Genomic DNA, 25498 nt, shown 5'->3' on the forward strand with positions numbered 1-25498 from the left:
TTCACCTGCTTTTCATATACTGCTTCTAGTTTATGTAGTTCAACGATATCTGTTTAAAAACCTAGTTCATTACTTGATTATGACAACGTTTTCTTATAAGATGTACGTATTAATACATAGTGAGTGATGAGGAGTGGAGAGTATGGTCAAAGCAATCGAAGATGTGATGCCTCAAATTGCTTTTGGTGGCGATTACAATCCTGAGCAATGGGATGAATCTGTATGGTTAGAGGATGCCAAATTAATGCAGGAAGCTGGAGTTAATCTCGTTTCTGTAGCTATATTCAGCTGGTCCGTAATTGAAAGAAAAGAAGGAGAATTTGATTTTCATTGGCTCGACCGAGTGCTGGATATTTTGCACGAGCATGGGGTTGGTGTCTCGTTAGCTACTGCAACAGCCTCGCCTCCTGCCTGGTTATCGAAAGACTATCCGGAAATATTAGCAGTTCAAGCGAATGGTGTTCCTTATCAAATTGGTTCCAGGCAACATTATTCGCCAAACAGTAAGCGATTTCGTTATGCAGTCAAACGGCTTGTAACCGAAATGGCTAATCGCTATAAAGATCATCCTGCTTTAAAAATGTGGCATATCAACAATGAGTATGCGTGTCATCTGTCAGAGTGTTATAGCCCCGAGAGCTTAGAAGCATTCCGTGATTGGCTGAAAGAGCGTTATGAAACGATAGAACAACTGAATCAAAAGTGGGGAACAAATTTTTGGAGCCAACGGTACAATGACTGGGACGAAATACAATTTCCGGCCAACCTGCCAACATTCTATAACCCCAGTCAAAAATTAGATTACGAAAGGTTTATGAATGACGCGATTTTTGAATTATATAAAATTGAGAAAGAAGTATTACGTGATGTAACACCTGAAGTACCAGTATTCACGAATTTTATGTATGAATTTAAGCCGCTGAATTATTTCGATTGGGCTAAAGAAATGGATTTGGTTACTTGGGATTCCTATCCAGATCCAAGAGAAGGAAAACCTTATCGACATGCTATGCATCATGATTTAATGAGGAGTTTAAAGAACGGACAGCCATTTTATCTAATGGAACAAGTGACCTCTCATGTTAACTGGCGAGATATTAATCTAACTAAGAAGCCGGGTGAAATGCGTCTGTGGAGTTATTCAACTGTCGCGCGAGGCGGGGATGGTGTAATGTATTTCCAATGGCGTCAAGGCAGAGCTGGTGCCGAGAAGTTTCATGGTGCAATGGTTCCACATTCAAACGATCCTAACAGTCGGGTTTATCAAGAAGTTAAACAGCTTGGTCAAGAGTTAAAGCAATTGAATGGATTAGCTGGGGCTAAGGGCACAGCGAAAGTCGCAATTATTTTCGATTGGGAAAATTGGTGGGCTGTTGAACATGAAGGAAAACCGCATAACAAATTATCCTATTTAGACCAAGTCTATCATTATTACCAGGTATGTTACGAACAAAATATTGCCGTTGATTTTGTCGAGCCTACTGGCGATCTATCAAACTATCAAGTTGTAGTGGCTCCTATGCTATACATGATACGTAACGGAGAAGAGAAACATTTAGAAGAATTCGTGCAACATGGTGGTACATTGATTGTTAGCTTTTTTAGTGGAATTGTGGATGAGCAAGATCACATTCATTTAGGTGGATATCCGGCTCCACTTCGAAACCTGTTAGGCATGACGGTCGAGGAGTTTGCGCCAATGGCAGATAATGAAACAAATACAATTGTTTCAAACGGTGAGATTTCTATAGTTGATACGTGGGCGGATATTATTCGATTAGAAGGTGCGAGAGCTGTTGCGCATTTTAAGGAGAACTGGTACAAAGGAAAACCTGCAGTGACTGTTCACCGTTATGGAAAAGGAAAATCCATCTATATCGGGACAAATCCAGCAACTGAATGCTTAGCTAGCTTTTTAACAGGTATATTTCAGCAGTCAGGTGTTAAGGCACCACTTGAAGCACCGAAGAATGTAGAAATTGTAGAGCGAAAAAAAGATCATACAACTTATCTGTTTATATTAAATCATAATGACGATCCGGTTACTATTTCCCTGGAGCCAAACAAGCAATACGAAGACTGTTTGCAAAACTCGTCTGTATCAGATCAAATCACGGTTGGTGGAACCGATGTAACTGTCATAAGATTTTGAAAAATTGAGTAAATTTATTTTCTATTCTGCTTCTTTATGTTAGTATAAATTTAACAATTGAAGTAGGAAGGGTTCGTAGAATGAGTACAAAAGTCAATCCAATCCAAGTAAGAGATATCATCATTGCTAATCAAGTATTAAAAGATGTCGTGGTAAAAACGCCACTTCAGCGAGATTCAATCTTATCAGATAAATATGATTGTAACGTATATTTAAAAAGAGAAGATTTACAAGTTGTCCGTTCCTTTAAGATTCGAGGAGCGTATAACTTAATGCAAGGATTAACAAAAGAAGAGTTAGAAAATGGAGTTGTTTGTGCCAGTGCGGGAAATCATGCACAGGGTGTAGCTTATTCCTGTAAAGCTTTAGGTGTTAAAGGTGTAATCTTTATGCCAAGTACGACACCTCGTCAAAAAGTAAACCGTGTCGAATTCTTCGGTGGCCCTTTTGTGGAAATCCGTTTAACTGGTGATACATTTGACGATTCTTTTGAAGAAGCGATGGAATATTGCAACCAGCACCAGGCATCCTTTATTCATCCATTTAATGATACGAGAACGATTACCGGACAAGGGACCATCGGCTTGGAAATTTTAGATGCGATGGAAGAACCGATTTCTCACGTTTTTATGTCAATCGGTGGCGGAGGATTAATTTCTGGAGTGGGCTCTTACATAAACAGTATTAGTCCTGATACGAAAATTATCGGAGTTGAACCGCAAGGAGCAGCCTCCATGCAGGCTGCTCTAAATAAAGGCGAAGTAGTTAAATTGGACAAAATTGATAAATTTGTAGACGGTGCAAGTGTGAAACAAGTCGGTGATATTTCGTTTGATATTGCCAAAGAATTTATTGATGATGTTGCAGTTGTACCGGAAGGGAAATTATGCAGTACATTATTAGATCTGTATAATGAGAATGCGATTGTTGCAGAACCAGCAGGCGCCTTGCCTGTCTCCGCTCTTGATTATTACCGGGAAGAAATCAAAGGCAAAAATATTGTGTGTGTTGTAAGTGGCGGTAATAATGACATTGATAGGATGCAAGATTTTAAAGAACGTTCCTTGATTTACGAAGGATTTAAACATTATTTTATCGTTAATTTTCCACAACGTGCAGGTGCATTACGTGAATTTATGGATGATGTTCTCGGAAAAGAAGATGATATTACAAGATTTGAATACACGAAGAAGAACAATCGTGATAAAGGACCAGTACTTGTCGGAATTGAATTAAAACATGCGGAAGATTATCATTTAATCATTTCACGTATGGAGAGCAAGGGCTTTACGTATATTGAAATTAATAAAGATGAGCAATTATTCCAATTGTTGATTTAAGTGAAAGGAAGCGGGCAGTCGCTTCCTTTTGTTACACCTTTATCAGGTGAAATTCTATGGAAAATTTCAGAATTAGTTAAGTTAAGATAATTCTGAGTTCTTATAATATGGATTATGTAAACTAGCAGCTTAGTGGTGATTTTGAAATATTATGACACCGCTCCGGCCACCAACTGAAGCCGTGTCCACAGGACGCGAAGCCGATTTCCGGAGCCTTGCTAAGCACATATTTTATATCAAAAATATCAGATAGTCCTACTTTACATAATCCATATTATAGGTGGCTAAATATATTTTAGTTAGTAACGACCATGCGGCTTCCTAGCCTAGTTTTTTAATACTTCTGAACAGGAGCGATACAGTTGGATCGAGAGCTATATCAAAATTTAATGAAAGAAACGGATGAGGAATTGGCCATATTAGAGGGCAATCAGGCTGTGAACAAACAAATTTATACTGATTTAACTTCAGATTTCGTCATCCAAAGTGAAAAATTTCTCAAAGACGACCTTATTATGATTCGAAAGCATCCCAGATATATCGACTTTCCCAGACATTCACATGATTATATCGAAATGAATTATGTATTTCATGGTTCGTTTCAACAGCAGGTAGCTGATAAGAAAGTTAACCTGAAAAAGGGTGACATTCTGTTGCTGAATCAATACATTGATCATGAACTTTCGGCTTGTGGTAAGGAAGATATCGTTATTAATTTCATTATTCACCCAGCTTTTTTTGACTATATTCTTTCTAATTTGTCGACAGGCTTTATTCAAAGTCAGATGCTCCAATTTCTGATGAGCAGTATGTTTTCCTACAATCAGACAGCCCAATTTCTCTTTTATCCAGTTGCAGAATCAGAAAGAGTACAGGATATCATGAACCAGCTTCTTAAGGAAATGATGGAGGATTCCATCCTGTCTAAATCGAAAATAAAATTTTTGATGGGGTTATTGATCTTAGAATTAGTGGAACAAACCAATCAATTTGAGCAAGACCCTTCCCAGACTAATCATCAGTCGTTTTTGACAGAAGTATTCCGATATATCGAAGATAACTATCAGGATGCAAATTTAAATGCGTTGGCAAATAAATTAAATCAAACAGCCTATTGGGTCAGCAAACAGGTAAAAGCAATTACGAAGCAGAATTTTAAAGACCTTGTCCAGGAAAAAAGGCTGTTAGTAGCCAAAAATTTATTAATGTACAGTGATCTCTCAATGCAAGCCATTGCTGAAGAAGTAGGTTATGAAAACATTAGCTATTTTTACCGGTTATTTAAACAAAAATACGGGAAGACTCCGAAAGCTTATAAGAAAGAGTTGCTGGGGGAATAACGAACAGCCATTGCAGCTTATAGATTCTTTGACTTCTGCTATAGAAAAACTACAATATTACAGTCATACATTTGAAGTAGAAGAATTGATTGAACCAGTGAGGTCCGACATTGGTAATTATACGATAAAGAAAAACGAATTTGATCTAATTATAGCAGTATCCAGTCTGGAACACCTCGCATCAGAAGATTTACTGGTGACCGTATTACAGGACATGGCGGCAGGAACTAAAGTAAACGGTATTAATTGTATTATTGCAAACACGGAAGTAGAAGAAATACTTATGGAGACAGGAGAAAAATTAGATCCTCTTATCGAAATTAATCTCTCTACATAAAGTATGAAGAAGAAATTAAACAAAATCTATCATGAGGATTGGCAAGTAATAAAAGAATACGTAAAACCACTTGAATTTCAAATTGAAAGAAATAAGCAACAAGTTTTATTAAGAACGAATGCACTTACGTTAGTTACGAGAAAACAGGTAAAATAATTTATTATGCACTTTCAAGTAAATGGTGGAATAATATAGTAATTTACGTTCCCCAGGCTCTGTTCATCACTTTCATACTATATGTATTGAATTGTTTTAATGTTGCACAAATTGTAAGTTGGGGGTGAATGGAAATGAGCATAAAAAAATGGCAATACACCGACAGAGTGCGAAGTATCATAAGGTTGGCTGAAAAAGAAAGAGTATTGACAAGGTGCCAATTGTTAAATCCTTTTCATTTATTATTAGGTAGTGTAAATGAAAGAAGTGGAGCACTTGCTGAGGTGTTTCTTGCATGTGATTTTAATCTGGATAATTTAAGAACTGGCTCGAAGTTATTAGATGATATTTCTGAGAAGAGCTCTAATGACTATGAATTAGGCGTTCTGATAACGAAGGAAGTCGAACGAATATTTGGGAAAGCAGTACAATATATGAAAAGATATCAACAAATTTTTTTGAATGAAGGACACTTATTAAAAGCATTAATAACTTCAGGTTTAGTTGATAATTATTTGAACGAAGAATCCAGATCGATTATAGTCCGCAATCTTTCCACACCACGAGATATGATAACCTCTCTTAGAGAATACCAATTTCCCGATAATCACTTTAAAAACATAAAAAGGTTAACAGCGAAAAATTATGATCATTTATATGATTTCATCAATGAAAATTTTGCGAAAGATTGGTTGAATACATATCAAAAAGCAATAAAAGCCGGAAAAACAACTATATACATTGCTTGTAATGATGATGACAAAATAATTGGGTTTGCTGCTTATGACATTGTTAGGACCAAAAAGGGACTATTTGGTCCAATGGGTGTTTCCAAAAAGAACAGAACATTAGGAGTTGGTTCTTCTTTACTTCATCATTGTTTAAAAGATATGAAAGAAATTGGTTATGAATATGCGATTATAGGCGAAGCAGGTCCACAAGAATTTTATGAAAAGACTTGTAATGCCAGGTTGATTCCATTCGATTACTAAAACATTGCATATTAAAAATTTGAGTTAGTTGTGTTCTTTGACTATATTTGTTTCGGGTTTGGAGGGAGAAATAATGCGAAACTTTTTAACACTCATTTGCAGTATGCTTATTTTTTTCGTTGGTTTCCATAGAGTATTTATTGAATCGGTAAGCGCTGTTTCTTTAGTGGTTGCTTATATATTTATGATCACTGGATTAATAGGAGTGATTACTAATGCTTCGAATCTTATCAGAGTATTTGCAGAAAGAAAGCGAAGGGATAATATATTATAAGAATTAAAAAGATAGGGGAAACGAGTAAATGATGATAAACCAAGAAACGAGAGTTGTGATTGGAGCGGATGAATATAATAATAACCCTGGCTGGATGCATACTCAGGAAGAAGAATTAAGTCTGCTGGATAAGACGATGTGGGAGGCGAAGTTTAACGAAGCATCTTTAACTGCCATTCTCGCCGAACATGTATGGGAACACCTTACGTATGAAGAAGGGTTAGTCGCCGCAAAGCTTTGTTTTCACTTTTTAAAACCATCAGGGTATATTCGCTGCGCCGTTCCTGACGGTTATTTTCCCGATGAGGAGTATCAAAACATTGTAAAAGTCGGTGGTCCCGGTTCTAAAGATCATCCAGCTGCCAGTCATAAAATAGTATATAACTATCAGACTCTAACAAACTTGTTTCAATCGGCTGGCTTTACCGTAAGTCTACTAGAGTATTGTGACGAAGAAGGCGAATTTCACTATCATGACTGGGATGAGAAAAAAGGACTCATCTTCCGTTCGAAAAGGTTTGATCCGCGAAATCAAGGCGAACATCTGGTTTGTCCTTCATTAATTTTAGATGCAAAGAAAGAATAACCAGTCGTTCTGCATCATAATAGCGAATAGAGTCAATTTCATCATCAACTAACTCGTGTGAATTGGTTGATCTTCGGTAAAAGGGTATATATCTAAAACGCAAACTGAACTCATCAGGTATCGTGGTCATATTCTAGCAGACATAACCCATTTCAATTAACAACGCACCAAAACAATGGAAAAAGGTTCATCAAATCCTAATGTGCATGTGAGGTCACTTAATAATTATATGGTGTTATTTTTATCCATATTTAAGAAGGAATTATTATTCATCAAACGGGCCAGATTGTTGAGCAAATACTTTCCCAATTTGTATAAAAGTGTGAAGTTAAAATCAGGGGAAGGCGGTTAATTATGACTAACAAAAATAATAATAAGAATTTATATGTGGGTTATGGAGTCGCCTTCGGATTGCTTGGAGGCGCAGTCTTTTCAACTGTTGTTGAAATGTTTATTAAAACCCCCATAATTTGGGCTTTTGGACCAGGATTAGGAATGCTCATTGGTATAGTAATAGGCACAATAATGGATTCAACTAAAGGTGAGAAATAGTTTAATATTCAAGGATTTCAAGAATAGGGCGCAATTTTGGAATAAGTTCTGCCACTATTCGACAGTCAAAAAAATCAAAATAATTATGGAGGTGCTTGTTATAGATAATCCAATATTAAAAGAAATCGGAACAGTATTTATACCAGTAAAAAATATAGAGAAAGCAAGAGATTGGTACTGTGATATATTAGGTTTGAAAACGGATGGAGAAATTCAGTTTGGTCATCTTTACGTAATATCGATGGAAAGTACAGGGATAGTGTTAGATAGCAAAATATATTCAGAGGATAAGATATTTAAGACACCAGCATTCCACTTCAATACAAAAAACATTGAAAAGGCATTTCATTTTATGAGTAATAAGGGTGTTAATTTGATTACCGGAATTGAACATAATCATTATTTTAATTTCAAAGATCCGGATGGGAATATTTTAATGATTTGTAATTGTTAATATTAAACAATCGGGCGCAATTCCGGGATAGGACGTTGTGTATTTAACGTAAAGGCTGGATTCTAGCACAAAAGGAGGTGTATATGTTGCAGAAATGTGTATACTGCAATAAACAGTTTAGCTGGTATGAAATTTATAAATACCATTTGTGGTTTTATAATAAATCAATTGAATGTGATAATTGTGGTACGGAACACATAATATCTGTTGCTGGAAGATTTGTATTTACATTTTTGACTGTTATGCCAGCATTAATATTTATGAATTTCCTTTCGACCTTTAACAGTTTTTTTGTGACACTTGGAATAGGAATCACTATTTTAACAGTAGGTTCTTTTTTGGCTCCATATTTTGTTAAGTTCAAGAAGGCTATATGATTGTTCAAGAATCGGGCCAGTTATGTTGAATAATAAGGTGAAACTAAAAATATATGAGTACGTCTTATGAGTTAGGAGGTATTTATATGGTCAAAAGAATATTAATATTTTTTGTACTAATTATTTTTGTTCTTGGTGCTTGTAGTCAGCAATCAGAAGAACCATCTTTAGCCAAAACACCTGATATAACTTTAGATGAGGTAGAAACTGCCATAACTGAGCAAGGTCTAGAATTAGAAAAAGCAAATTTACCAACTGGAAATGTTTTTATCCAAGAATTAAATGGTGTTGTACCTAAAGCATATTTTGTAGATGGCACAACTCTATCTATCTATGTATTTCCGACAGTTGATGCAAGAGAAAAGGGTATGGATGATTTTGAAGAAAAAACTGCTGCCGCATCATTAGAACAACACAAAACTTTTACTGTTCAAAACGCATTAGTCTTTTATGTAGAAGGTAGTGAGGAGAACAATAAGAAATTGGTTAAGGCAATGGATGCGTTAAAATAAGAATTAAGATGAAGAGGTTAACTTCAACTAGGGGCGCATTTATGGAGGAAAATAAGTTCTTTTCATAAGAACTGGGCACAACTTAATGTAGGGGAAATCTCAAGCGAAATTGAATATTTATGTTAATGTTAGAATCGGTGTTTGTAAAAGAAAAATGCTTAAATTGGAGATGAAGCAATGGAGAAGCAAATCACTAAAGCTATTGAGTTAAGGAAAAACGGTAGTCTAAAAGAATCTAATGAGTTACTTTTAACCTTGGTTAAAGAGTCTCCTAATGATGCTTACATCAACTATCAATGTGCTTGGAGTTTTGATGTATTAGGAGAAGAAAAGCAAGCAGCCCCCTTTTATGAAAATGCAATCAGTTTAGGGTTGGATGGAAAAGATTTAGAAGATGCCTTGTTAGGACTAGGTAGTACATATAGAACTCTAGGTGAGTATGAAAAGTCAAAGAGTACATTCAGTAAAGGAACTGAATTGTTTCCAGACAACAAAGCAATTCAAGTGTTCTACGCGATGACTTTGTATAATTTAAATGAGCATAACAGCGCTATGGAGTTGCTGTTAAAATGCATAATAGATACGACTACAGATAAGGAAATAATGAGGTATAAGAAAGCAATCAGTTTCTATTCCGATAAATTAGATAACATTTTGGTTTAATGGTATTTACTCCATAAACGGGCGCAGTTGTTGAGTAGTAGCTACACTACAACAGGAGTCATATTTCTTGTATAAGGAATATTAGCAACGAGCAGGATTTGGATGAAATTGTCGGATTACTTGTATAAAAAGCTACTTAAAAGGCGGAAATGCAGAAACGTCGTATTTATGTTAATAAATCTAATGACGCGGAGGAAAATACGATGATAATTGAAAGAGTTACATCGCTCGAACAGTATAAGTTAGATTTACTAATAGACGATAGTTTAGCTGAAGGGTATAAATTTATAAAGAGATTAGTTGATGAATATACATTAGAGAAAAACAAATTTGATAAAAATGGTGAGGCACTTTATGTTGCAAAAATTAATAAAGAGGTTATTGGTATTGGAGGTCTAAATATTGACCCGTATCTTAACCTTTCCGATGTAGGACGAGTAAGGCATCTTTATGTTTTGCGTAAGCACAGAGGTACTGGTATAGGAAAGAAACTTCTAAACACAATAATTGATGAAGCAAAGGATAGTTTTCGGTCAATAAGGTTATCATCTACTGATAATCCAGCTGCCGTTAATTTATATAAAGAATGTGGATTCTTAAAAGTAGAAGGTATTTATAAAGCTAGTCATATTTTAGAAATGTCACAAGCTGACAACGAATGATTGATGTTAAATAAACGGGGAATTTACCGGAAGAAGGTAAGAATATCAGGAGGCTAAAATATGAAAACAAGCATTATGCTATTATTTGTCGGTTTAAGCTTGCTTATGGCAGGTATATACTTGTCTACTCTTTTGACTACAGTTTGGATTATAATCGGAACTTTAATGGCGGTAATTGGCGGTGGATTAACAGGAATTAACACATGCTTTTTGACATCACTAAAAAAACAATAAATATATTCAATCTGACGCAGTGGAGGAGTGTGACCGTCAAGTAGAATGACACAATTTTTGCTCGTTAATTTGAAACACTTTGTTGACCAAATATAGTTTTTCTATGTTTCATTCGCCAACTATCTTCATTCAAATGAATAATTTCCACTCGGTGCAGTATTCGATCTAATATTGCTGTTGTAATTGCTTGATCTCCTAATAGTTCTCCCCATTCTTTTGGTCCTTTATTTGAAGTCAAAATGATGGACGCTTGATTATAAAGGTCATTAATTAAATGAAAGAACATATTTGCTTCTTGTTTATCCATTGCCATGAACATTAGATCATCAATAATGACTAAATCTGCTTCTCTAATCCTTTTCATTCTTGTTTTTGCTTTTCTAGTAATTTCTTCAGTTTTTAACACACTTATTAGGTCTCCCATAGTTGTAAATATTACTTTGAAACCTTGGTTTAAAGCCTCTATTCCTAATCCAATGGATAGGTGGGTCTTACCTACACCTGGCGGTCCAAGAAGAATAATATTGTATAATTGTTCTATCCAGGTTAAATCCTTAAGCTGGTTTAATTTCTTATTGCTTAATGATTTCTGTTCTTGTATATTAAATTCCTCTAATGTGCTATAGAAGGGAAATGTCGCCCATTTGAATCGTTTTTCCAATTGTTTTTCTTCTCTACGGTTTTGCTCAAAAGTTGTTACATCTAAGAGGAACTGAGTAAAGGATACTTCCTTTTCCTCAGCTTCTCTAATTAATTTAGGAAGGTGATTAGCTGTTTCAGCTAATCGAAGGGTTCTCATCAATTCTTGTAACTGATTTAACTGGCTCAAACTGCATCACCTTCCAATATGTCAGTATAGGTATCGACTTTTCTTTTCTGTGCTTCTGTCTCCATTACCCATCCAGAAGTTTTATTTAATGGTGCCACCATCTGATCATTATCGGTTGTTGTATCATCGACTCGGCGTTGTCGTTTCAGGTATGAAACGATATCGCTGAAATCTGTCGCACTGTATAAATTCCTTTTGATACATTCACTAAGTGCTGCTGATAAAATATTCTCATTATTCTCTTTTGTTTCTCTTAATATAATTTGTAATTGATCTTTTATATATCTAGGATATTTTTCTCGAAGGGTTTCTAGATAGTGATTAGCCAATTCTTTATCTGTGAATTGGTTTGTAACAGTATCAATAAACGCACCTACACCTTTCGTCCTATCTCGTGAGTGTTTTCGATCTTTGACTAACTGGCCTTTACCTTCTGGGATCTTATGTTTTGCTATTATCTCGCCGGTTTGAGAAATATAGATAATGAGTTCCTTATCTTCCGTTTCTTTAATACAGACATTTTCAAACTTGTTAAAGGTGCCCAGGGGAAGAGAATACCTGTTAGATAAATATCGAATGGTATTGTTCTTGTGGACACTTCTTGTTATACTATGTTCATAATTGTTTATAAGATCTATATCTTTTGTGATCGGTCGTAAGTGTTGCTTTTCTAAGGAGAACACTTCGACTGGTCTTTTTTTTGTTGTGTTATGAACCTTGTAATTGCCTGTCCTATTTAACCACCGCCATCCCTGTTCATTCCAGGAATCGATATTGTGAAACACTCTATGTTTAGCGAAATTATGTTTTATAAAACCTACCACATTTTCTATTTTCCCTTTACTCTCAGGATCAGCTTTTCTACAAACATAAAGATTTAGTTTTCTAGTTTCTTTATATTGTTGGAACTCCTTTGTCAATATCAAGTCTCCGCCATTCTCACTTACCACTATTAAACTATCTTGATCATATACAAGTTCTCTTGGTATTCCACCGAACCATTTAAATGCATTTTCATGAGCCCGAATTACATCTTGTGTTGTAAAAGGTCTATCTAACCATTCTTTGTATTTGTATCTTGAATTGGCTAAAACAAAAGCTATAAAGTTAAGCTTTTCATCTCTATTATCATGTGTTTTTTGTTTAGTATGACCAAAGTCGACTTGAATTTGCTCTCCCATCGGTAAATCAGGGATAGCTTCATAATCTCTAGGTGATGTTACTTTTTCTATTTGATACTCTTCTCTTAACTCTCTGACAAAAGAACGAACTGTACTTTCACCAATCTTTAAATCTTCATGCTTTTCTTGTAGCCAATCATGAACTTGTGCAGCTGACATATCAGAATGTTCCCTCAACCATGAAAGAATTAATTCTTTATAAGGTTCTAATTTCTTGCTTCGTGTTTTTAAGGATTCTACCCATCCAGCCATCTCCGAAGGAGACTTTTCTAAGTTTCGATAGACTGTTGATCTCGAAACTCCTAACTTTTCTGCCACTTTTGTTTTGCTAAAACCTTGTTTAATCAACTGTTGTATCTCCATATACATTTTCCACTTATCCACCTTTACTGTTCCCCCATTGATGTGTTTTTGGTAAGACATAAACATCATACAATAGAAGGGTCTTTTATTCTGCTGGTATATTTGGGTAATAAGTGTTTCTTTTTATCTAGCAAGAACTGTCTACTTTAGTTTAGCAGTCACAAGGAGTAACAGTTGAAAAACTGTTTTAGTTTAATTGACGGTGACATCATGCTAAGCTTCCGGGAATTACGAAAAAATCTATCGCTAATAGATTGCAAGAAGTTATACAAAAGTAACATCAATCAAGACTTTTTAGTCAAACTACCAATTGATTTTATCTGTAATGAAACAATTAATAGTAGTGATCGACTAATCAAATGTAAAAATATAGAAAAACAAAGAAAATACAATATTTGATAAGCCTTTTTTATCTGAAATTTTTACAAAAAACTAATATTTAATAGAACCTTATTCTCAATTTTCGCTTTCAAACCTATGATAAATAGGGATTCCCTCTGTAAAGTCTATTTTTTATTCAAATGAAAATAGAAATTAATACTAGCTTTACACGTATTCGTTACACTGAAATTGTAATACAAAAAGGAGGGAATCTTGTTGAAAAAAGTATTTTATTCAATTTTTCTATGCGGTTTGATCACAGTATTAGTAAGTAATGGATTTCTAGGTACATCAAAATTAACAGCTTCAGAAAAATCTGCAAAATCTTCCGAAGTCCAATTAAATGTTATGACGTATAATCTAAGGTATTTAAATGATAGTGATCCGTCACCACATACTTGGGAAGAGAGACTTCCAGCTATTAAAAAACTTATACAAAAAAATCACCCGGATATTATAGGTACCCAAGAAGCTGTTTATCAGCAAATAACCGATTTGGAAAATACGTTAAATCATTACAGTTGGATTGGTTTAGGTCGAGAAGGAGGTAGTAAAGGAGAGTATTCAGCTATATTTTATAACGAACATCGCTACACTCCTCTTGAATACGATCACTTTTGGTTATCAGATACGCCAAATGTAATTGGTTCAACAAGTTGGGGAAATAGCATTCCACGTATGGCCACCTGGGCCAAATTCCTTGATCATGCAAGTAATCAAAGCTTCAATGTAGTTAATACGCACTTCGATCATCAATCTGCAAATGCCAGAGAGAAGAGTGCGGCATTGATCAATGAAAAGATAAAAGAATTCGACCCAGATTTGCCAGTATTGCTAACAGGGGATTTTAACGCGAGTCCTGATAGCATTCCATATGAGACGCTGACAAGTGAAGGTCCTTTCGACGATTTGCTCAAAACGGCAAATGTCACCATTAATGAAAACCTCGGCACTTTCAACGGTTTTGATGATAAAACAGGTGGAGGCCCTGATAGCCGCATAGACTGGGTATTGGGGAAAGGTAACATATTCACACATAAAACGAGAATCATCAACGATTATAAAAATGGACAATTTCCAAGTGATCATTATCCAGTAACCTCAAATCTAACAATTTCCTATTAATTAAGCAGAAAGAGAGACAGCCTAAACACTAGCTTGTCTCTCTTTTTTATGAGTACAAAAAGTAACAAAGGGTGTATTGCAGAATGGTCATTTTGATATAATTTAACTGATCAGCAAAGCTTCGAAAATAGGCTCCGCAGGACGCGGAGTGGTTGGCTGAAGCGGTATTCCAGCACATTATATATCTCAATATGGATGCTTGGCTAGCGATGGCTAACATAATCCATATTATAAGTAACTGTAAATAATTTATGTCAATTAGAACCGGACGGCTATGCCCGGTTTTTCTTATACCGAGAAAGATAATGAGGAAACTCACTTATTAAAAAATAGAGCTTAGTAAGACTTCTTATATACGTTGGTAATTTAAAACTGAATGGCTTCTAACGCAAAGCCTGGTAATTTGTAGGGGGTTGCAAAAAAAGACAATAAAAAAATAATTTTCGATATTAAATCTTATTTTCTATTCGTTTATGATTAATGTATAAATCGCTTTCATAAAGGAGTGAATCTATTGCAAAAATGTAATTTAGCAGTTGATATCGGTGCATCCAGTGGCCGTGTGATCGCTGGTTATCTTGAGAATAATCAACTGTTGCTTGAAGAGGTTCATCGGTTTGACAATAAGATGATCAAAAAAGATGGACACCTGTGTTGGGATATTGATCGATTATTTAGCGAAATTAAAACAGGCCTCCGAAAAAGTGTTGAGATGAATTATCAGCCTCAGACTGTCGGGGTTGATACTTGGGCAGTAGACTTTGTGCTATTAGATGAGAATAGGAATAGAATTACCGATGCCATCGCCTATCGTGATCATCGAACAGATGGAGCCATGGAGGAAGTATTTCAGCTTATTGATCAACAAGAAATATATCAACAAACAGGAATTCAGTTTCAACCCTTTAATACGATCTATCAGTTACACGCGTTAAAGCAGGAGAGTCCGAAAATTTTTGATAAAGCAGCATATTTTCTGATGGTGCCTGATTATCTTCATTATTTACTAACTGGAAAAATAACAAATGAATATACCAATGCAACTACTACTCAGTTCTTGAATGCAGATACCCAACAATGGGAAAAAGCATTTCTTGAGAAGATCGGAATACCAGATAAGCTATTTTCAGAACCGACGATGCCGATGCAGTCGATCGGCTCCCTTACCGATGAACTGCAGGAAGAGCTTGGTTTTAATCTGGATGTTGTATTACCTGGTACACATGACACTGCATCTGCAGTTGTATCCGTTCCAGCACAAGAAACGATTTACATTAGTTCAGGTACCTGGTCGCTAATGGGGGTGGAGCATGATTCACCAATCAGCTCACCACAGGCGTTTCAGTACAACTTCACCAATGAAGGTGGGGCCAATGAAAACATTCGCTTTCTCAAAAACATTATGGGACTTTGGATGATACAAGAGGTGAGAAGAGAATATAAGGAGCAGTACAGCTTTGCAGAGTTTGTGGAGCTCGTTGAACAGGAAGCTGCATTTACTTCAAAAGTGGATGTCAATGATCAACGATTCTTAAGTCCGGATAGTATGAAACAAGTTATTCAAGAATATTGTCAGGAAACTAATCAGCAGCTGCCAGAAACGCCAGGGCAATTTGCAAAGTGTATTTATGACAGTTTAGTAGATTGCTACGTTGAAACCGCTGCAGAAATTGAGGAGCTAACCGGGCGAACCTACAACTCAATTCATATCATTGGCGGTGGGAGTAAGAATAATTACATGAATAAGAAATTAGCAGAGGTTTCTGGCAAGTCTATTTTTACAGGACCATCTGAAGCAACAGCAATTGGTAATTTAATCGCGCAAATGCTGGCGACTGGACAATTAACTTCCATCGAAGAGTCAAAAGCAATTATTAATGATTCATTTGATATTCAAAAATTTTAATGGAGAGGTGACGAAGATGAGCGTAAAAGAAAATTTTGAAAGAGCAAAAGGACAATACGAAAAATGGGGAGTATCTGTAGAAGATGCATTTGCCAAATTGAAACAGGTACCGATTTCGATCCATTGCTGGCAAGGTGATGACATTGGCGGGTTTGAAGTAGACCAGCAAGAATTATCTGGCGGAATTGATGTAACAGGGGATTATCCTGGTAAAGCAACAACTCCTGAGGAATTACGTAGTGACTTGGAGAAAGCGTTATCGCTTATTCCTGGTAAACATAAGATTAATCTGCATGCTATTTATGCAGAAACAGATGGGCAAGTGGTTGACCGTAATGAATTGGAACCAAAACATTTTGAAAATTGGGTGAAGTGGGCAAAAGAAAATGATTTAGGACTTGATTTTAATCCGACTTTATTCTCACACCCTAAGGCAGCCGACGGATTAACGTTAGCACATCCGGATAAAGAGATACGTGACTTCTGGATTCAGCATTGTATTCAATCGCGTAAAATCGGCGAATATTTCGGGCGTGAATTAGGTCAGCCTGCTCTTAATAACATTTGGATTCCAGATGGTTATAAGGATATTCCAAGTGACCGTTTAACACCGCGTAAGCGACTAAAGGATTCATTAGATGAAATTTTTGCAGCAGATGTGGACGAATCGTTAAACATTGATGCTGTAGAAAGTAAATTATTTGGTATCGGTTCTGAAGCATATGTTGTTGGTTCCCATGAATTCTATATGGGCTATGCGATGAAAAATAATAAGCTATGCCTGCTAGATTCGGGGCATTATCATCCAACAGAGGTTATTTCAAACAAAATTTCATCTTTATTATTATTTAGTGATAGACTAGCACTGCACGTATCACGTCCGGTTCGTTGGGACAGTGACCACGTGGTAATTCTTGATGATGAACTACGTGAAATCGGTTTAGAGATTGTCCGCAATGATGCGTTGGATAAAGTCATGATCGGGCTGGATTTCTTTGATGCCAGTATTAACCGTGTAGCGGCATGGACAATCGGAACTCGTAACATGATCAAATCGTTGTTATATGCATTACTCTTACCAAATGAGCATTTAAAACAGTTACAAGAAGAAGGTAACTTCACAGACCGTCTTGCATTAATGGAAGAATTTAAAACCTATCCATTCGGTGCGATTTGGGATTATTATTGTGAGCAAATGGGAGTTCCGGCTCAAGAGAACTGGTTACAAGAAGTGAAAGATTATGAAACAAACGTTCTATCTAAACGAAATAGCTAATAATAACAGGTAACCACCTTTGTTTGTGTTGATTTATTTTTGTTTTGTAGTATAATGAAAACAGAAACAACCAACTAAATCAAATAAAACAAAGATGGCTAGGGGAGGAAATTTCATTGGTACAAAACAAATGGGACGATAGTCAAGTAACGCAAGGAGAAGGATTAGAAACACTGGTATACCGTTCTAATCTTCTAGGATCAGATCGCGCCGTAGTCAATATCGGTGGGGGTAATACATCTTCTAAAACAATCGAAAAGGACTTTAAAGGAGATGACATCGAAGTCATGTGGGTGAAGGGTAGCGGATCTGATTTAGCTACGATGAAATCTCATAATTTCACCGGTTTAAAATTAGATGATATTCGTCCATTACTAGAAAGAGAAGACATGTCTGATGAAGAAATGGTAGAATACTTATCTCATTGTATGATTGATGCCAAGCATCCACGTTCTTCCATCGAAACATTGCTTCATGCATTTCTGCCATTTAAGCAAGTGGATCATACCCATCCAGATGCTATTATCAGCATTGCATGTGCAGACAATGGCAAGGAAATTGCTGAAGAAATTTATGGAGATCGTTTTGTATGGGTTCCATACATCCGTCCTGGTTTTAAATTGTCTAAGATGATCGCTGAAGGCGTGAAGAATAACCCGAATGCAGAATTGGTTATTATGGAGAAACACGGCCTGGTTACTTGGGGCGAAACATCGACAGAAAGCTACAACAAAACCATTGAAGTGATTAACGAGGCTGAAAGCTATATTAATCAAAAAGCGGAAGGGCAATCGCTGTTTGGCGGTGCAAAATACCAATCGCTATCTGATGATGAAAGAAAAAATCTTTTTGCAGAAATCATGCCGGTAATCCGTGGACAAGTTAGCAATGATAAGAAAATGCTCACAACTTATAATGATGATGCCCAAGTATTAGAATTCGTTAACAGTCAAGATGCAGAGGCACTTTCTCAAGTTGGCGCAGCATGTCCGGATCATCTAGTTCACACAAAACGTGTTCCATTATTCATTGACTGGGATCCGCAATCTGGTGATATCGATACATTAAAAGAACAAATTAAAACAGGTGTAGCAGCGTATAAAGAAGAGTATGTTGCTTACTTTGAAAGAAATAAGAGTGAAGGCGATCAAATCGTAGAAACGGCTCCACGTATTATTCTTATTCCTGGTTTAGGTATGGTGAATACAGGAAAGGATTGGAAATCGGCAAATATTAGTGAACAATTGTATCATCGCGCAATTGCAGTAATGAGCGGTGCGACAGTTCTTGGTAACTTTGTTTCGCTAAATGAAGAGGAGTCCTATTTGATCGAGTACTGGCCATTAGAGTTGTATAAATTAAGCTTAGCTCCGCCGGAAGCAGAATTTTCTCGTCAAGTTGCATTTGTTACAGGTGGCGCTGGCGGAATTGGTACAGCTACCACGTATCGTTTGCTTAATGAAGGTGCACACGTTGTGATTGCTGATATTAATTTGGAAGGTGCAGAGAACCTTGCAAATGAAGTAAACGAAAAGTATGGTGCAAACCGAGCACTTGCTGTCAAGATGGACGTAACAAAGGAAGAAGAAGTGCAGGGAGCATTAGCAACTTCGATCAGACAGTACGGTGGAATCGATATTTTAGTAAATAACGCAGGCTTAGCTAGCTCTGCACCATTTGAAGAAACAACGATGGATCAATGGAATTTAAATATTAATGTATTAGTAACTGGTTATTTCTTAGTAGCACGTGAAGTGTTCAAGCTGATGAAAGAACAGGAAATCGGCGGAAGCATGGTATTTATCGGTTCTAAAAACTCTATTTATGCTGGAAAAAATGCAGCAGCATACAGTACAGCAAAAGCTGCTGAAGTTCACTTAGCAAGAACAATCGCAGCAGATGGTGGTTCACTTGGAATCCGTGTTAACTCTGTATTACCAGATGCTGTTATCCGAGGATCTAAAATTTGGGATTCCTCTTGGAAGAAAGAACGTGCTTCCTCTTACGGAATCGGAACAGATGATTTAGAAGAACACTATCGTAAACGCACGATTTTAAATGTGAATATTTTACCAGAGGATATTGCAGAATCAATTGCATTCCTAGCATCCTCCAAAGCAGCCAAAACAACTGGTTGTATGGTAACGGTTGACGGTGGGGTAGCAGCAGCCTTCACTAGATAATGTGAGATTACATGGTCTTACTAAGCAGTTAGCTAAGGATAATGATTGGAAATGGATAAACTCTCTTTTTAGAGGGTTTATCCATTCTCTTATTAGCGGATAGCTGTTAAAATAGATTGCAAGAGGATTGCGATGTTCCTAAAAGGGGAGTAAACAAATGAAAGTATCATTTTTCATCACATGTTTAGGGGATATGTTCTATGTTAATGCAGGGAAAGCCGCAGTCGAATTACTAGAACATCTTGGATGTGAGGTTGATTTTCCTAGAACACAAACGTGTTGCGGTCAGCCTGCCTACAACAGTGGTTATCAGAGAGAAACAATTGAAGTAGCAAAGCATTTGGTCGAAACATTTGAACATGCGGAGTATGTTGTTGGTATCTCTGGCTCATGTGTGTACATGATTCATGAATATGTACATTTATTTGAAGAAGGTTCGGAATGGCAGCAACGAGCAGTTAAGTTAAAAGAAAAAACATATGAATTAACGCAATTTATTGTCGACGTACTTGGAGTGGAAGATGTTGGTGCCAGTTATGATGCTGTTGCAACCTACCACACCTCATGTCACATGACACGTTTATTGAAGGTTAACGAAGCACCATTTCGCCTTTTAAACAATGTCAAAGGGCTGGAGATGATTGATTTACCAAACCGTCATGATTGTTGTGGATTCGGAGGAACTTTTTCAGTGAAAATGAGTGATATTTCGGAACAGATGGTTGACGAAAAAGTACACCACATCGAAGAAACGAAGGCGAATTTGTTATTAGGTGCGGATGGCAGTTGTTTGATGAATATCGGTGGACGAATGTCTCGTAATGGAAGTCCGGTCGAAGTAAAACATATTGCAGAAATATTAAATAGCAGAGGTGACGCATAATGCCGATGCACATTGGGGAAAAAGACTTTAAAAAACGGGTATCAAAAGGGATAGAAGATGATTTCATGCGTGGTGCTGTCCGTTCCGCTCAAGGAAGACTACGGGACAAAAAAGAAACCGCGTCAGAAGAATTAGGTGATTGGGAAGACTGGAGAACACTAGGTTCGGAAATACGCAGTCATACGATTGAGCATTTAGATTACTATTTGCACCAGTTGAGTGAGAAAGTCGCTGAATTAGGTGGGCATGTCTTTTTTGCGGAAACTGGCGAAGAGGCAAATGAATATATTAAAAAGGTAGCTAAAGAGAAAGATGCGAAGAAAATCGCGAAATCCAAATCGATGGTGACCGAAGAAATCTCGATGAATGAAGCATTAGAGGAAATGGGTTGTGAAGTAATTGAAACCGATTTAGGAGAATATATCCTGCAAATCGATGATCATGATCCGCCATCGCATATCGTTGCGCCAGCCCTTCACAAAAATAAAGAGCAAATTCGTGATGTATTCAAAGAAAAATTAAGTTATCTAAAATCAGAAAAACCGGAAGAATTAGCATTATTTGCACGCGAAAAACTCCGTGAGGAATTTTTAGAGGCTGATTTAGGTATTACTGGCTGTAACTTTGCAGTAGCAGAATCCGGCTCCTTTGCTTTAGTAACCAATGAAGGAAATGCCCGGATGGTTTCTACCCTTCCCAAGACACAAATTACTGTAATGGGAATGGAACGGATTGTGCCAGGCTGGGAAGAGTTAGATATTGTCGTTAGTTTACTTACGCGAGCAGCAGTTGGGCAGAAGCTGACAAGTTATATAACAGCATTAACAGGTCCGAAACAAGAAGAGGAAGCAGACGGTCCTGAAGAATTTCACCTTGTTATTGTAGATAATGGCCGTTCAAAAATTCTAGGAACAGAATTTCAGGAAGCGTTACATTGTATCCGCTGTGCGGCCTGTATCAATGTATGTCCTGTGTACCGCCATGTGGGTGGGCATGCTTATGGTTCGATTTATCCGGGTCCAATTGGTGCTGTGTTGTCACCGTTATTATCGGATTATGATGAGTACAAAGAATTGCCTTATGCTTCTTCTTTATGTGGAGCGTGTACAGAAGCTTGTCCTGTTAAAATACCATTACATGAACAGCTAATTATGCACCGTAAGAAAATAGTCGAAGAGGAAAAACGAACACCATTAGCAGAGCGTTTTGTCATGAAAGGTTTTGAACAAGTAATGCATTCTGCCAATTTTTATCGAACAGCGACGAAGATGGCGCCGTTTCTTACGACACCTTTCGCCAAAAATAATGTAATCTCTAAAGGACCTGGTCCATTAAAACATTGGACCCATGCCAGAGATTTTCCGATGCCGGCAAATGAACGATTCCGCGACTGGTTTGCTAATCGCGAGAAGCGAGGTGACAACAATGCCTAAAGGAAGTATTACAAATCGAGACTCATTTCTTGCTAATATCCGCGAGAAAATTGGAGGTATTTCAGCAGAGAAACCGATTGAGAAACCCCAGTGGTCAGTAACCCCTCAAAAGAACGTGTTAGAGGGATATGATCAGGATCAGCTAGTAACAGTATTGGAGGAACAGTGTAAGGAAATTCACACTGATTTTTTCCAAACCACTAAGAACGGACTAGCAGATACGATTTCCTCCATTATGGAACAATATGCATCATCATCGGTTATATATCCTGATGATTCTCGATTTAGCAATGTTGGACTAGACAAGTACATCCAAGAACTTGATTCCTGCAAATGGGATAACAAGAATAGAGAAGGATCTGTAGAATTTGCGGAAAAAGCAGACATCGGGATTACGTTCAGTGATATGACATTGGCTGAATCAGGAACGGTCGTTTTGTTAAATGAGAAATTCCAGGGACGTTCGATCAGCTTACTCCCGACGAACTATGTTGCAATTGTGCCAAAGTCTTCAATTGTGAAACGAATGACACAAGCTACTGATTTGATTCATGAGTTAGCGGAAGATGGAAAAGATATTGCATCCTGCATTAATTTCATCACAGGTCCGAGTAATAGTGCGGATATTGAGATGAACTTAGTAGTTGGTGTACATGGACCGATTCACACCGCATATATTGTAGTAGATGATCTATAATAATCGTAGAGCAGTCCTCTTTGAAATGGGAGAAGACTGCTCTTTTTTTATAAGTTTAGAAAACATTATAGTACAGTCACAACACATATTGAACATGAAGCTGAGTTCTTATAATACGGATTATGTAATGCTAGCTGCTTTATGCTTAGTGGTAATTTTGAAATGATTCATGTGGTATGATACCGCTCCGTCCAACCACTCCGCGTCCTGCGGGGCACGGCTGAAGCTAGGCTACTACACGAATCACTTCTCTCTGCCTTGCACCGAGGAAGCCTACTTCGAAGCGTTACTAGAAGACGCAGGTGCAGACGTTGTGGATCTCCAGCACCTGCACAATCCCGCGGGAGTCTACGTGGTTGGCCTACGCTGATGTATAGTTCCACAATTTATGCGACAGCTAGGATATGAAGCACTATCTGCAAGATTTACACCATAATTGATGAAATACAGCCTTTGTTAACATAATCCATATTATAGGAAGTTGTTTATTAATTAAGTCAATTAGGACCGGGTGGTTTATGCCCGTTTTTTCTTATGGTAGCAACAATACTTACACGACCATTTTGAATTGTGTTAAGATAATATTATCACCTTGGTATATAGCATATTGTTTTCAATGTAAAAACAAATTAGTGAAAAAGGTGGAATCGATGATGAGTGAATTTGGTTTATTGACAGAATTTACAGCTAATAACGGGGAACAGGAAAAGCTGAGAGGTATTTTGCTAGAAGCGGCAACATCAATGGAACTCATTGATGATTGTAAGGTATATGTCGTACAAATGGCACAAGAAAATCCTGAAGCAGTTTACGTTTATGAAATTTGGCGTTCTGTTAATGCTCACAAAGCCTCGTTATCACATGAAGTAAACCAGAAATTAATTGCAAAAGCAAAACCAATTATAAAAGATGTGCAACGAATCAATACTTTTGCTGTAGAAGGTGGAAAAGGACTCTAGATTGGATTTCTCCTTTTCTGATTGATATGATATTGGTAGAGGTAATAGGAAGGGGTTCAAGTAAATCCATGAATGTTTATGAAAATATGACAGACTTGATCGGAAATACACCGATCGTGAAATTAAATCGAATTGTACCAGAAAATGCCGCTGAGGTTTATGTGAAATTAGAAATGTTTAATCCTTCGAAAAGTGTGAAGGATCGTGCTGCCTATAATATGATTGTGGAAGCGGAAAAAGAAGGATTGCTTACAGAAAAATCAACGATCATTGAACCGACTAGTGGTAACACTGGGATCGGACTAGCTATGACAGCTGCTGCTAGGGGATACAAAGCGATTTTAGTTATGCCAGACAATATGACAAAAGAACGAATCAATATCTTGAAAGCATATGGAGCGGAAGTAGTCTTAACACCTAGCTCAGAAAAAATGCCAGGAGCGATTCAGAAAGCGAAAGAATTAGTCGAAGAAATACCGGATAGTTTCATGCCACAACAATTTGAAAATATAGCGAATCCGGCTATTCACCGAACAACAACAGCAATGGAAATATTAGAGCAGATGGATTATAATTTGGATGGATTTGTAGCGACTGCTGGAACTGGTGGAACAATTACTGGAACCGGTGAGACATTGAGAGAGCATTTGCCCAATATACATATTTCAGTTGTCGAGCCCGAAGGATCTCCTGTTTTATCTGGTGGTAAGCCGGGTAAACACAAACTAGTAGGGACAAGTCCAGGATTTGTCCCAGACATTCTCAATACAGCCGTATATGATGAAATTATTCAAATAGCTGACAATGATGCTGTTGATACGTTTAAACGATTAGCAGCGGAAGAAGGTATTTTCGTTGGTCCTTCTGCCGGTGCAGCTGTATTTGCAGCTATTCAGGTTGCAAAAAAACTTGGAGCAGGTAAAAAAGTTGTTTGTATTGCGCCGGATACAGGAGAGCGGTATTTGAGTATGCATTTATTCTAAACAACAGGAGGAGTTTTTCAGATGAATGTTTTAGTAATTGGAGCAAATGGACAAATTGGTACCCATGTTGTACAGAAATTAAATACACAGCAAGGTACGGATCCTGTCGCAATGGTCCGTAAACAAGAACAAGTAGAAAAATTCCAAGGACAAGGTATAGAAACAACACTTGTTGATCTTGAAGGAAGCGTAGCAGATATAGAAGATGCAATGGATAGTATCGATGCAGTTGTATTTGCTGCCGGTTCCGGTGGGAAAACAGGCGCTGATAAAACGCTATTGATAGACCTTGATGGTGCGGCCAAAGCGGTAGAAGCAGCAGTAAACAAAGGTGTGAAACGATTCGTTATGGTAAGTGCTTTCCAAGCACATAACCGTAATAATTGGAGTGAGCAGATTAAGCATTACTTTGTCGCTAAACATCACGCAGACCGTATCTTAGAGGAAAGCAAGCTTGATCATACCATTATTCGTCCTGGCGCATTAACAAATGATGCTGGTACAGGTAAAATTAGCATAGCAGAAAACCTGGAACCAGGATCTGTCACACGTGAAGACGTTGCGGATACGATTATTGCAAGTCTGCTTTCAGACAATGCAGTTAATCAGTCATTTGATTTGATCAATGGCGACACGGATATTGAAGAGGCAGTTAAAAACTTATAATC

The 25498-nt window shown here is 37.1% G+C and carries 27 protein-coding genes; 25 read left to right on the forward strand and 2 right to left on the reverse strand.

What is annotated here, in order from left to right; translation table 11 throughout:
* Positions 1-142: 142 nt before the first annotated feature.
* The 15 genes from MUN87_RS02250 (at position 143) to MUN87_RS02315 (ending at position 10631) form a co-directional block, all read left to right on the forward strand.
* The gene (locus tag MUN87_RS02250; RefSeq protein WP_244745947.1) at positions 143-2152 is read left to right on the forward strand and encodes a beta-galactosidase; all 2010 of its coding nucleotides are present in this window, start codon (positions 143-145) and stop codon (positions 2150-2152) included.
* Positions 2153-2232: 80 nt separating this feature from the next.
* Positions 2233-3492 (forward strand): threonine ammonia-lyase IlvA, encoded by a 1260-nt coding sequence (gene ilvA / locus MUN87_RS02255; RefSeq protein ID WP_244745949.1) that lies wholly within the window; start codon positions 2233-2235, stop codon positions 3490-3492.
* A gap of 362 nt (positions 3493-3854) precedes the next feature.
* Positions 3855-4832: an AraC family transcriptional regulator gene (locus MUN87_RS02260; RefSeq protein WP_244745950.1), complete on the forward strand. Its 978-nt coding sequence runs from the start codon at positions 3855-3857 to the stop codon at positions 4830-4832.
* A 10-nt stretch (positions 4833-4842) separates the two neighbouring features.
* The gene (locus tag MUN87_RS02265; RefSeq protein ID WP_244745952.1) at positions 4843-5169 is read left to right on the forward strand and encodes a class I SAM-dependent methyltransferase; all 327 of its coding nucleotides are present in this window, start codon (positions 4843-4845) and stop codon (positions 5167-5169) included.
* A gap of 3 nt (positions 5170-5172) precedes the next feature.
* Positions 5173-5325 carry a hypothetical protein gene (locus MUN87_RS02270; protein WP_244745954.1) on the forward strand — a complete coding sequence of 51 codons (153 nt, stop codon included), beginning with the start codon at positions 5173-5175 and terminating at the stop codon, positions 5323-5325.
* A 134-nt stretch (positions 5326-5459) separates the two neighbouring features.
* Entirely contained in the window at positions 5460-6317 is an 858-nt protein-coding gene (locus tag MUN87_RS02275; protein ID WP_244745956.1) for a GNAT family N-acetyltransferase, read from the forward strand.
* A gap of 73 nt (positions 6318-6390) precedes the next feature.
* Positions 6391-6591 carry a hypothetical protein gene (locus tag MUN87_RS02280; RefSeq protein WP_244745957.1) on the forward strand — a complete coding sequence of 67 codons (201 nt, stop codon included), beginning with the start codon at positions 6391-6393 and terminating at the stop codon, positions 6589-6591.
* 28 nt (positions 6592-6619) lie between these two features.
* A complete protein-coding gene (locus MUN87_RS02285) occupies positions 6620-7177 on the forward strand; it encodes a class I SAM-dependent methyltransferase (protein WP_244745959.1) in 558 nt (185 codons plus the stop codon).
* 354 nt (positions 7178-7531) lie between these two features.
* Positions 7532-7729 carry a hypothetical protein gene (locus MUN87_RS02290; protein ID WP_244745961.1) on the forward strand — a complete coding sequence of 66 codons (198 nt, stop codon included), beginning with the start codon at positions 7532-7534 and terminating at the stop codon, positions 7727-7729.
* A 100-nt stretch (positions 7730-7829) separates the two neighbouring features.
* Positions 7830-8183: a VOC family protein gene (locus MUN87_RS02295; protein ID WP_244747854.1), complete on the forward strand. Its 354-nt coding sequence runs from the start codon at positions 7830-7832 to the stop codon at positions 8181-8183.
* 83 nt (positions 8184-8266) lie between these two features.
* Positions 8267-8560 carry a TIGR04104 family putative zinc finger protein gene (locus MUN87_RS22405; RefSeq protein ID WP_369413988.1) on the forward strand — a complete coding sequence of 98 codons (294 nt, stop codon included), beginning with the start codon at positions 8267-8269 and terminating at the stop codon, positions 8558-8560.
* Between the two features lie 86 nt (positions 8561-8646).
* Positions 8647-9072 (forward strand): hypothetical protein, encoded by a 426-nt coding sequence (locus tag MUN87_RS02300; protein WP_244745962.1) that lies wholly within the window; start codon positions 8647-8649, stop codon positions 9070-9072.
* A 177-nt stretch (positions 9073-9249) separates the two neighbouring features.
* Complete coding sequence (locus tag MUN87_RS02305; RefSeq protein WP_244745964.1) at positions 9250-9735, forward strand: tetratricopeptide repeat protein; 486 nt, start codon at positions 9250-9252, stop codon at positions 9733-9735.
* A gap of 203 nt (positions 9736-9938) precedes the next feature.
* The gene (locus MUN87_RS02310; RefSeq protein ID WP_244745966.1) at positions 9939-10397 is read left to right on the forward strand and encodes a GNAT family N-acetyltransferase; all 459 of its coding nucleotides are present in this window, start codon (positions 9939-9941) and stop codon (positions 10395-10397) included.
* 60 nt (positions 10398-10457) lie between these two features.
* Positions 10458-10631, forward strand: a complete 174-nt coding sequence (locus MUN87_RS02315; protein WP_244745967.1) for a hypothetical protein — start codon at positions 10458-10460, stop codon at positions 10629-10631.
* A gap of 64 nt (positions 10632-10695) precedes the next feature.
* Here the strand turns inward: MUN87_RS02315 and istB are convergent, their stop codons facing one another.
* Both istB and istA read right to left on the reverse strand, forming a co-directional pair.
* The gene (gene istB / locus MUN87_RS02320; protein ID WP_244747855.1) at positions 10696-11430 is read right to left on the reverse strand and encodes an IS21-like element helper ATPase IstB; all 735 of its coding nucleotides are present in this window, start codon (positions 11428-11430) and stop codon (positions 10696-10698) included.
* A 26-nt stretch (positions 11431-11456) separates the two neighbouring features.
* Complete coding sequence (gene istA, locus MUN87_RS02325) at positions 11457-13025, reverse strand: IS21 family transposase (protein WP_244745969.1); 1569 nt, start codon at positions 13023-13025, stop codon at positions 11457-11459.
* Positions 13026-13601: 576 nt separating this feature from the next.
* Between istA and MUN87_RS02330 the strand changes: the two genes are divergently transcribed.
* From MUN87_RS02330 to MUN87_RS02375, 10 genes are all read left to right on the forward strand, one after another.
* Positions 13602-14510 carry an endonuclease/exonuclease/phosphatase family protein gene (locus tag MUN87_RS02330; protein ID WP_244745971.1) on the forward strand — a complete coding sequence of 303 codons (909 nt, stop codon included), beginning with the start codon at positions 13602-13604 and terminating at the stop codon, positions 14508-14510.
* A 514-nt stretch (positions 14511-15024) separates the two neighbouring features.
* Positions 15025-16416, forward strand: a complete 1392-nt coding sequence (rhaB, locus tag MUN87_RS02335; RefSeq protein WP_244745973.1) for a rhamnulokinase — start codon at positions 15025-15027, stop codon at positions 16414-16416.
* Between the two features lie 16 nt (positions 16417-16432).
* A complete protein-coding gene (rhaA, locus tag MUN87_RS02340) occupies positions 16433-17692 on the forward strand; it encodes an L-rhamnose isomerase (RefSeq protein ID WP_244745975.1) in 1260 nt (419 codons plus the stop codon).
* A 116-nt stretch (positions 17693-17808) separates the two neighbouring features.
* Positions 17809-19875 carry a bifunctional aldolase/short-chain dehydrogenase gene (locus tag MUN87_RS02345; protein ID WP_244745977.1) on the forward strand — a complete coding sequence of 689 codons (2067 nt, stop codon included), beginning with the start codon at positions 17809-17811 and terminating at the stop codon, positions 19873-19875.
* A 157-nt stretch (positions 19876-20032) separates the two neighbouring features.
* Positions 20033-20758, forward strand: coding sequence for a (Fe-S)-binding protein (locus tag MUN87_RS02350; protein ID WP_244745979.1), 726 nt, complete (start codon positions 20033-20035; stop codon positions 20756-20758).
* Entirely contained in the window at positions 20758-22191 is a 1434-nt protein-coding gene (locus MUN87_RS02355; protein ID WP_244745981.1) for a LutB/LldF family L-lactate oxidation iron-sulfur protein, read from the forward strand. Before MUN87_RS02350 ends, MUN87_RS02355 begins: the two co-directional genes overlap by 1 nt.
* Positions 22184-22888, forward strand: coding sequence for a LutC/YkgG family protein (locus MUN87_RS02360; RefSeq protein WP_244745983.1), 705 nt, complete (start codon positions 22184-22186; stop codon positions 22886-22888). The genes MUN87_RS02355 and MUN87_RS02360 overlap by 8 nt, the downstream gene beginning before the upstream one ends.
* A gap of 650 nt (positions 22889-23538) precedes the next feature.
* Positions 23539-23847, forward strand: coding sequence for a putative quinol monooxygenase (locus tag MUN87_RS02365; RefSeq protein ID WP_244745985.1), 309 nt, complete (start codon positions 23539-23541; stop codon positions 23845-23847).
* A gap of 68 nt (positions 23848-23915) precedes the next feature.
* A complete protein-coding gene (cysK, locus tag MUN87_RS02370; RefSeq protein ID WP_244745987.1) occupies positions 23916-24830 on the forward strand; it encodes a cysteine synthase A in 915 nt (304 codons plus the stop codon).
* 21 nt (positions 24831-24851) lie between these two features.
* Positions 24852-25496, forward strand: coding sequence for an SDR family oxidoreductase (locus MUN87_RS02375; RefSeq protein WP_244745989.1), 645 nt, complete (start codon positions 24852-24854; stop codon positions 25494-25496).
* Positions 25497-25498: the final 2 nt, after the last annotated feature.

Origin of the sequence: Gracilibacillus salinarum (genome assembly GCF_022919575.1) — a bacterium.
Taxonomy (GTDB): Bacteria; Bacillota; Bacilli; order Bacillales; family Amphibacillaceae; genus Gracilibacillus; species Gracilibacillus salinarum.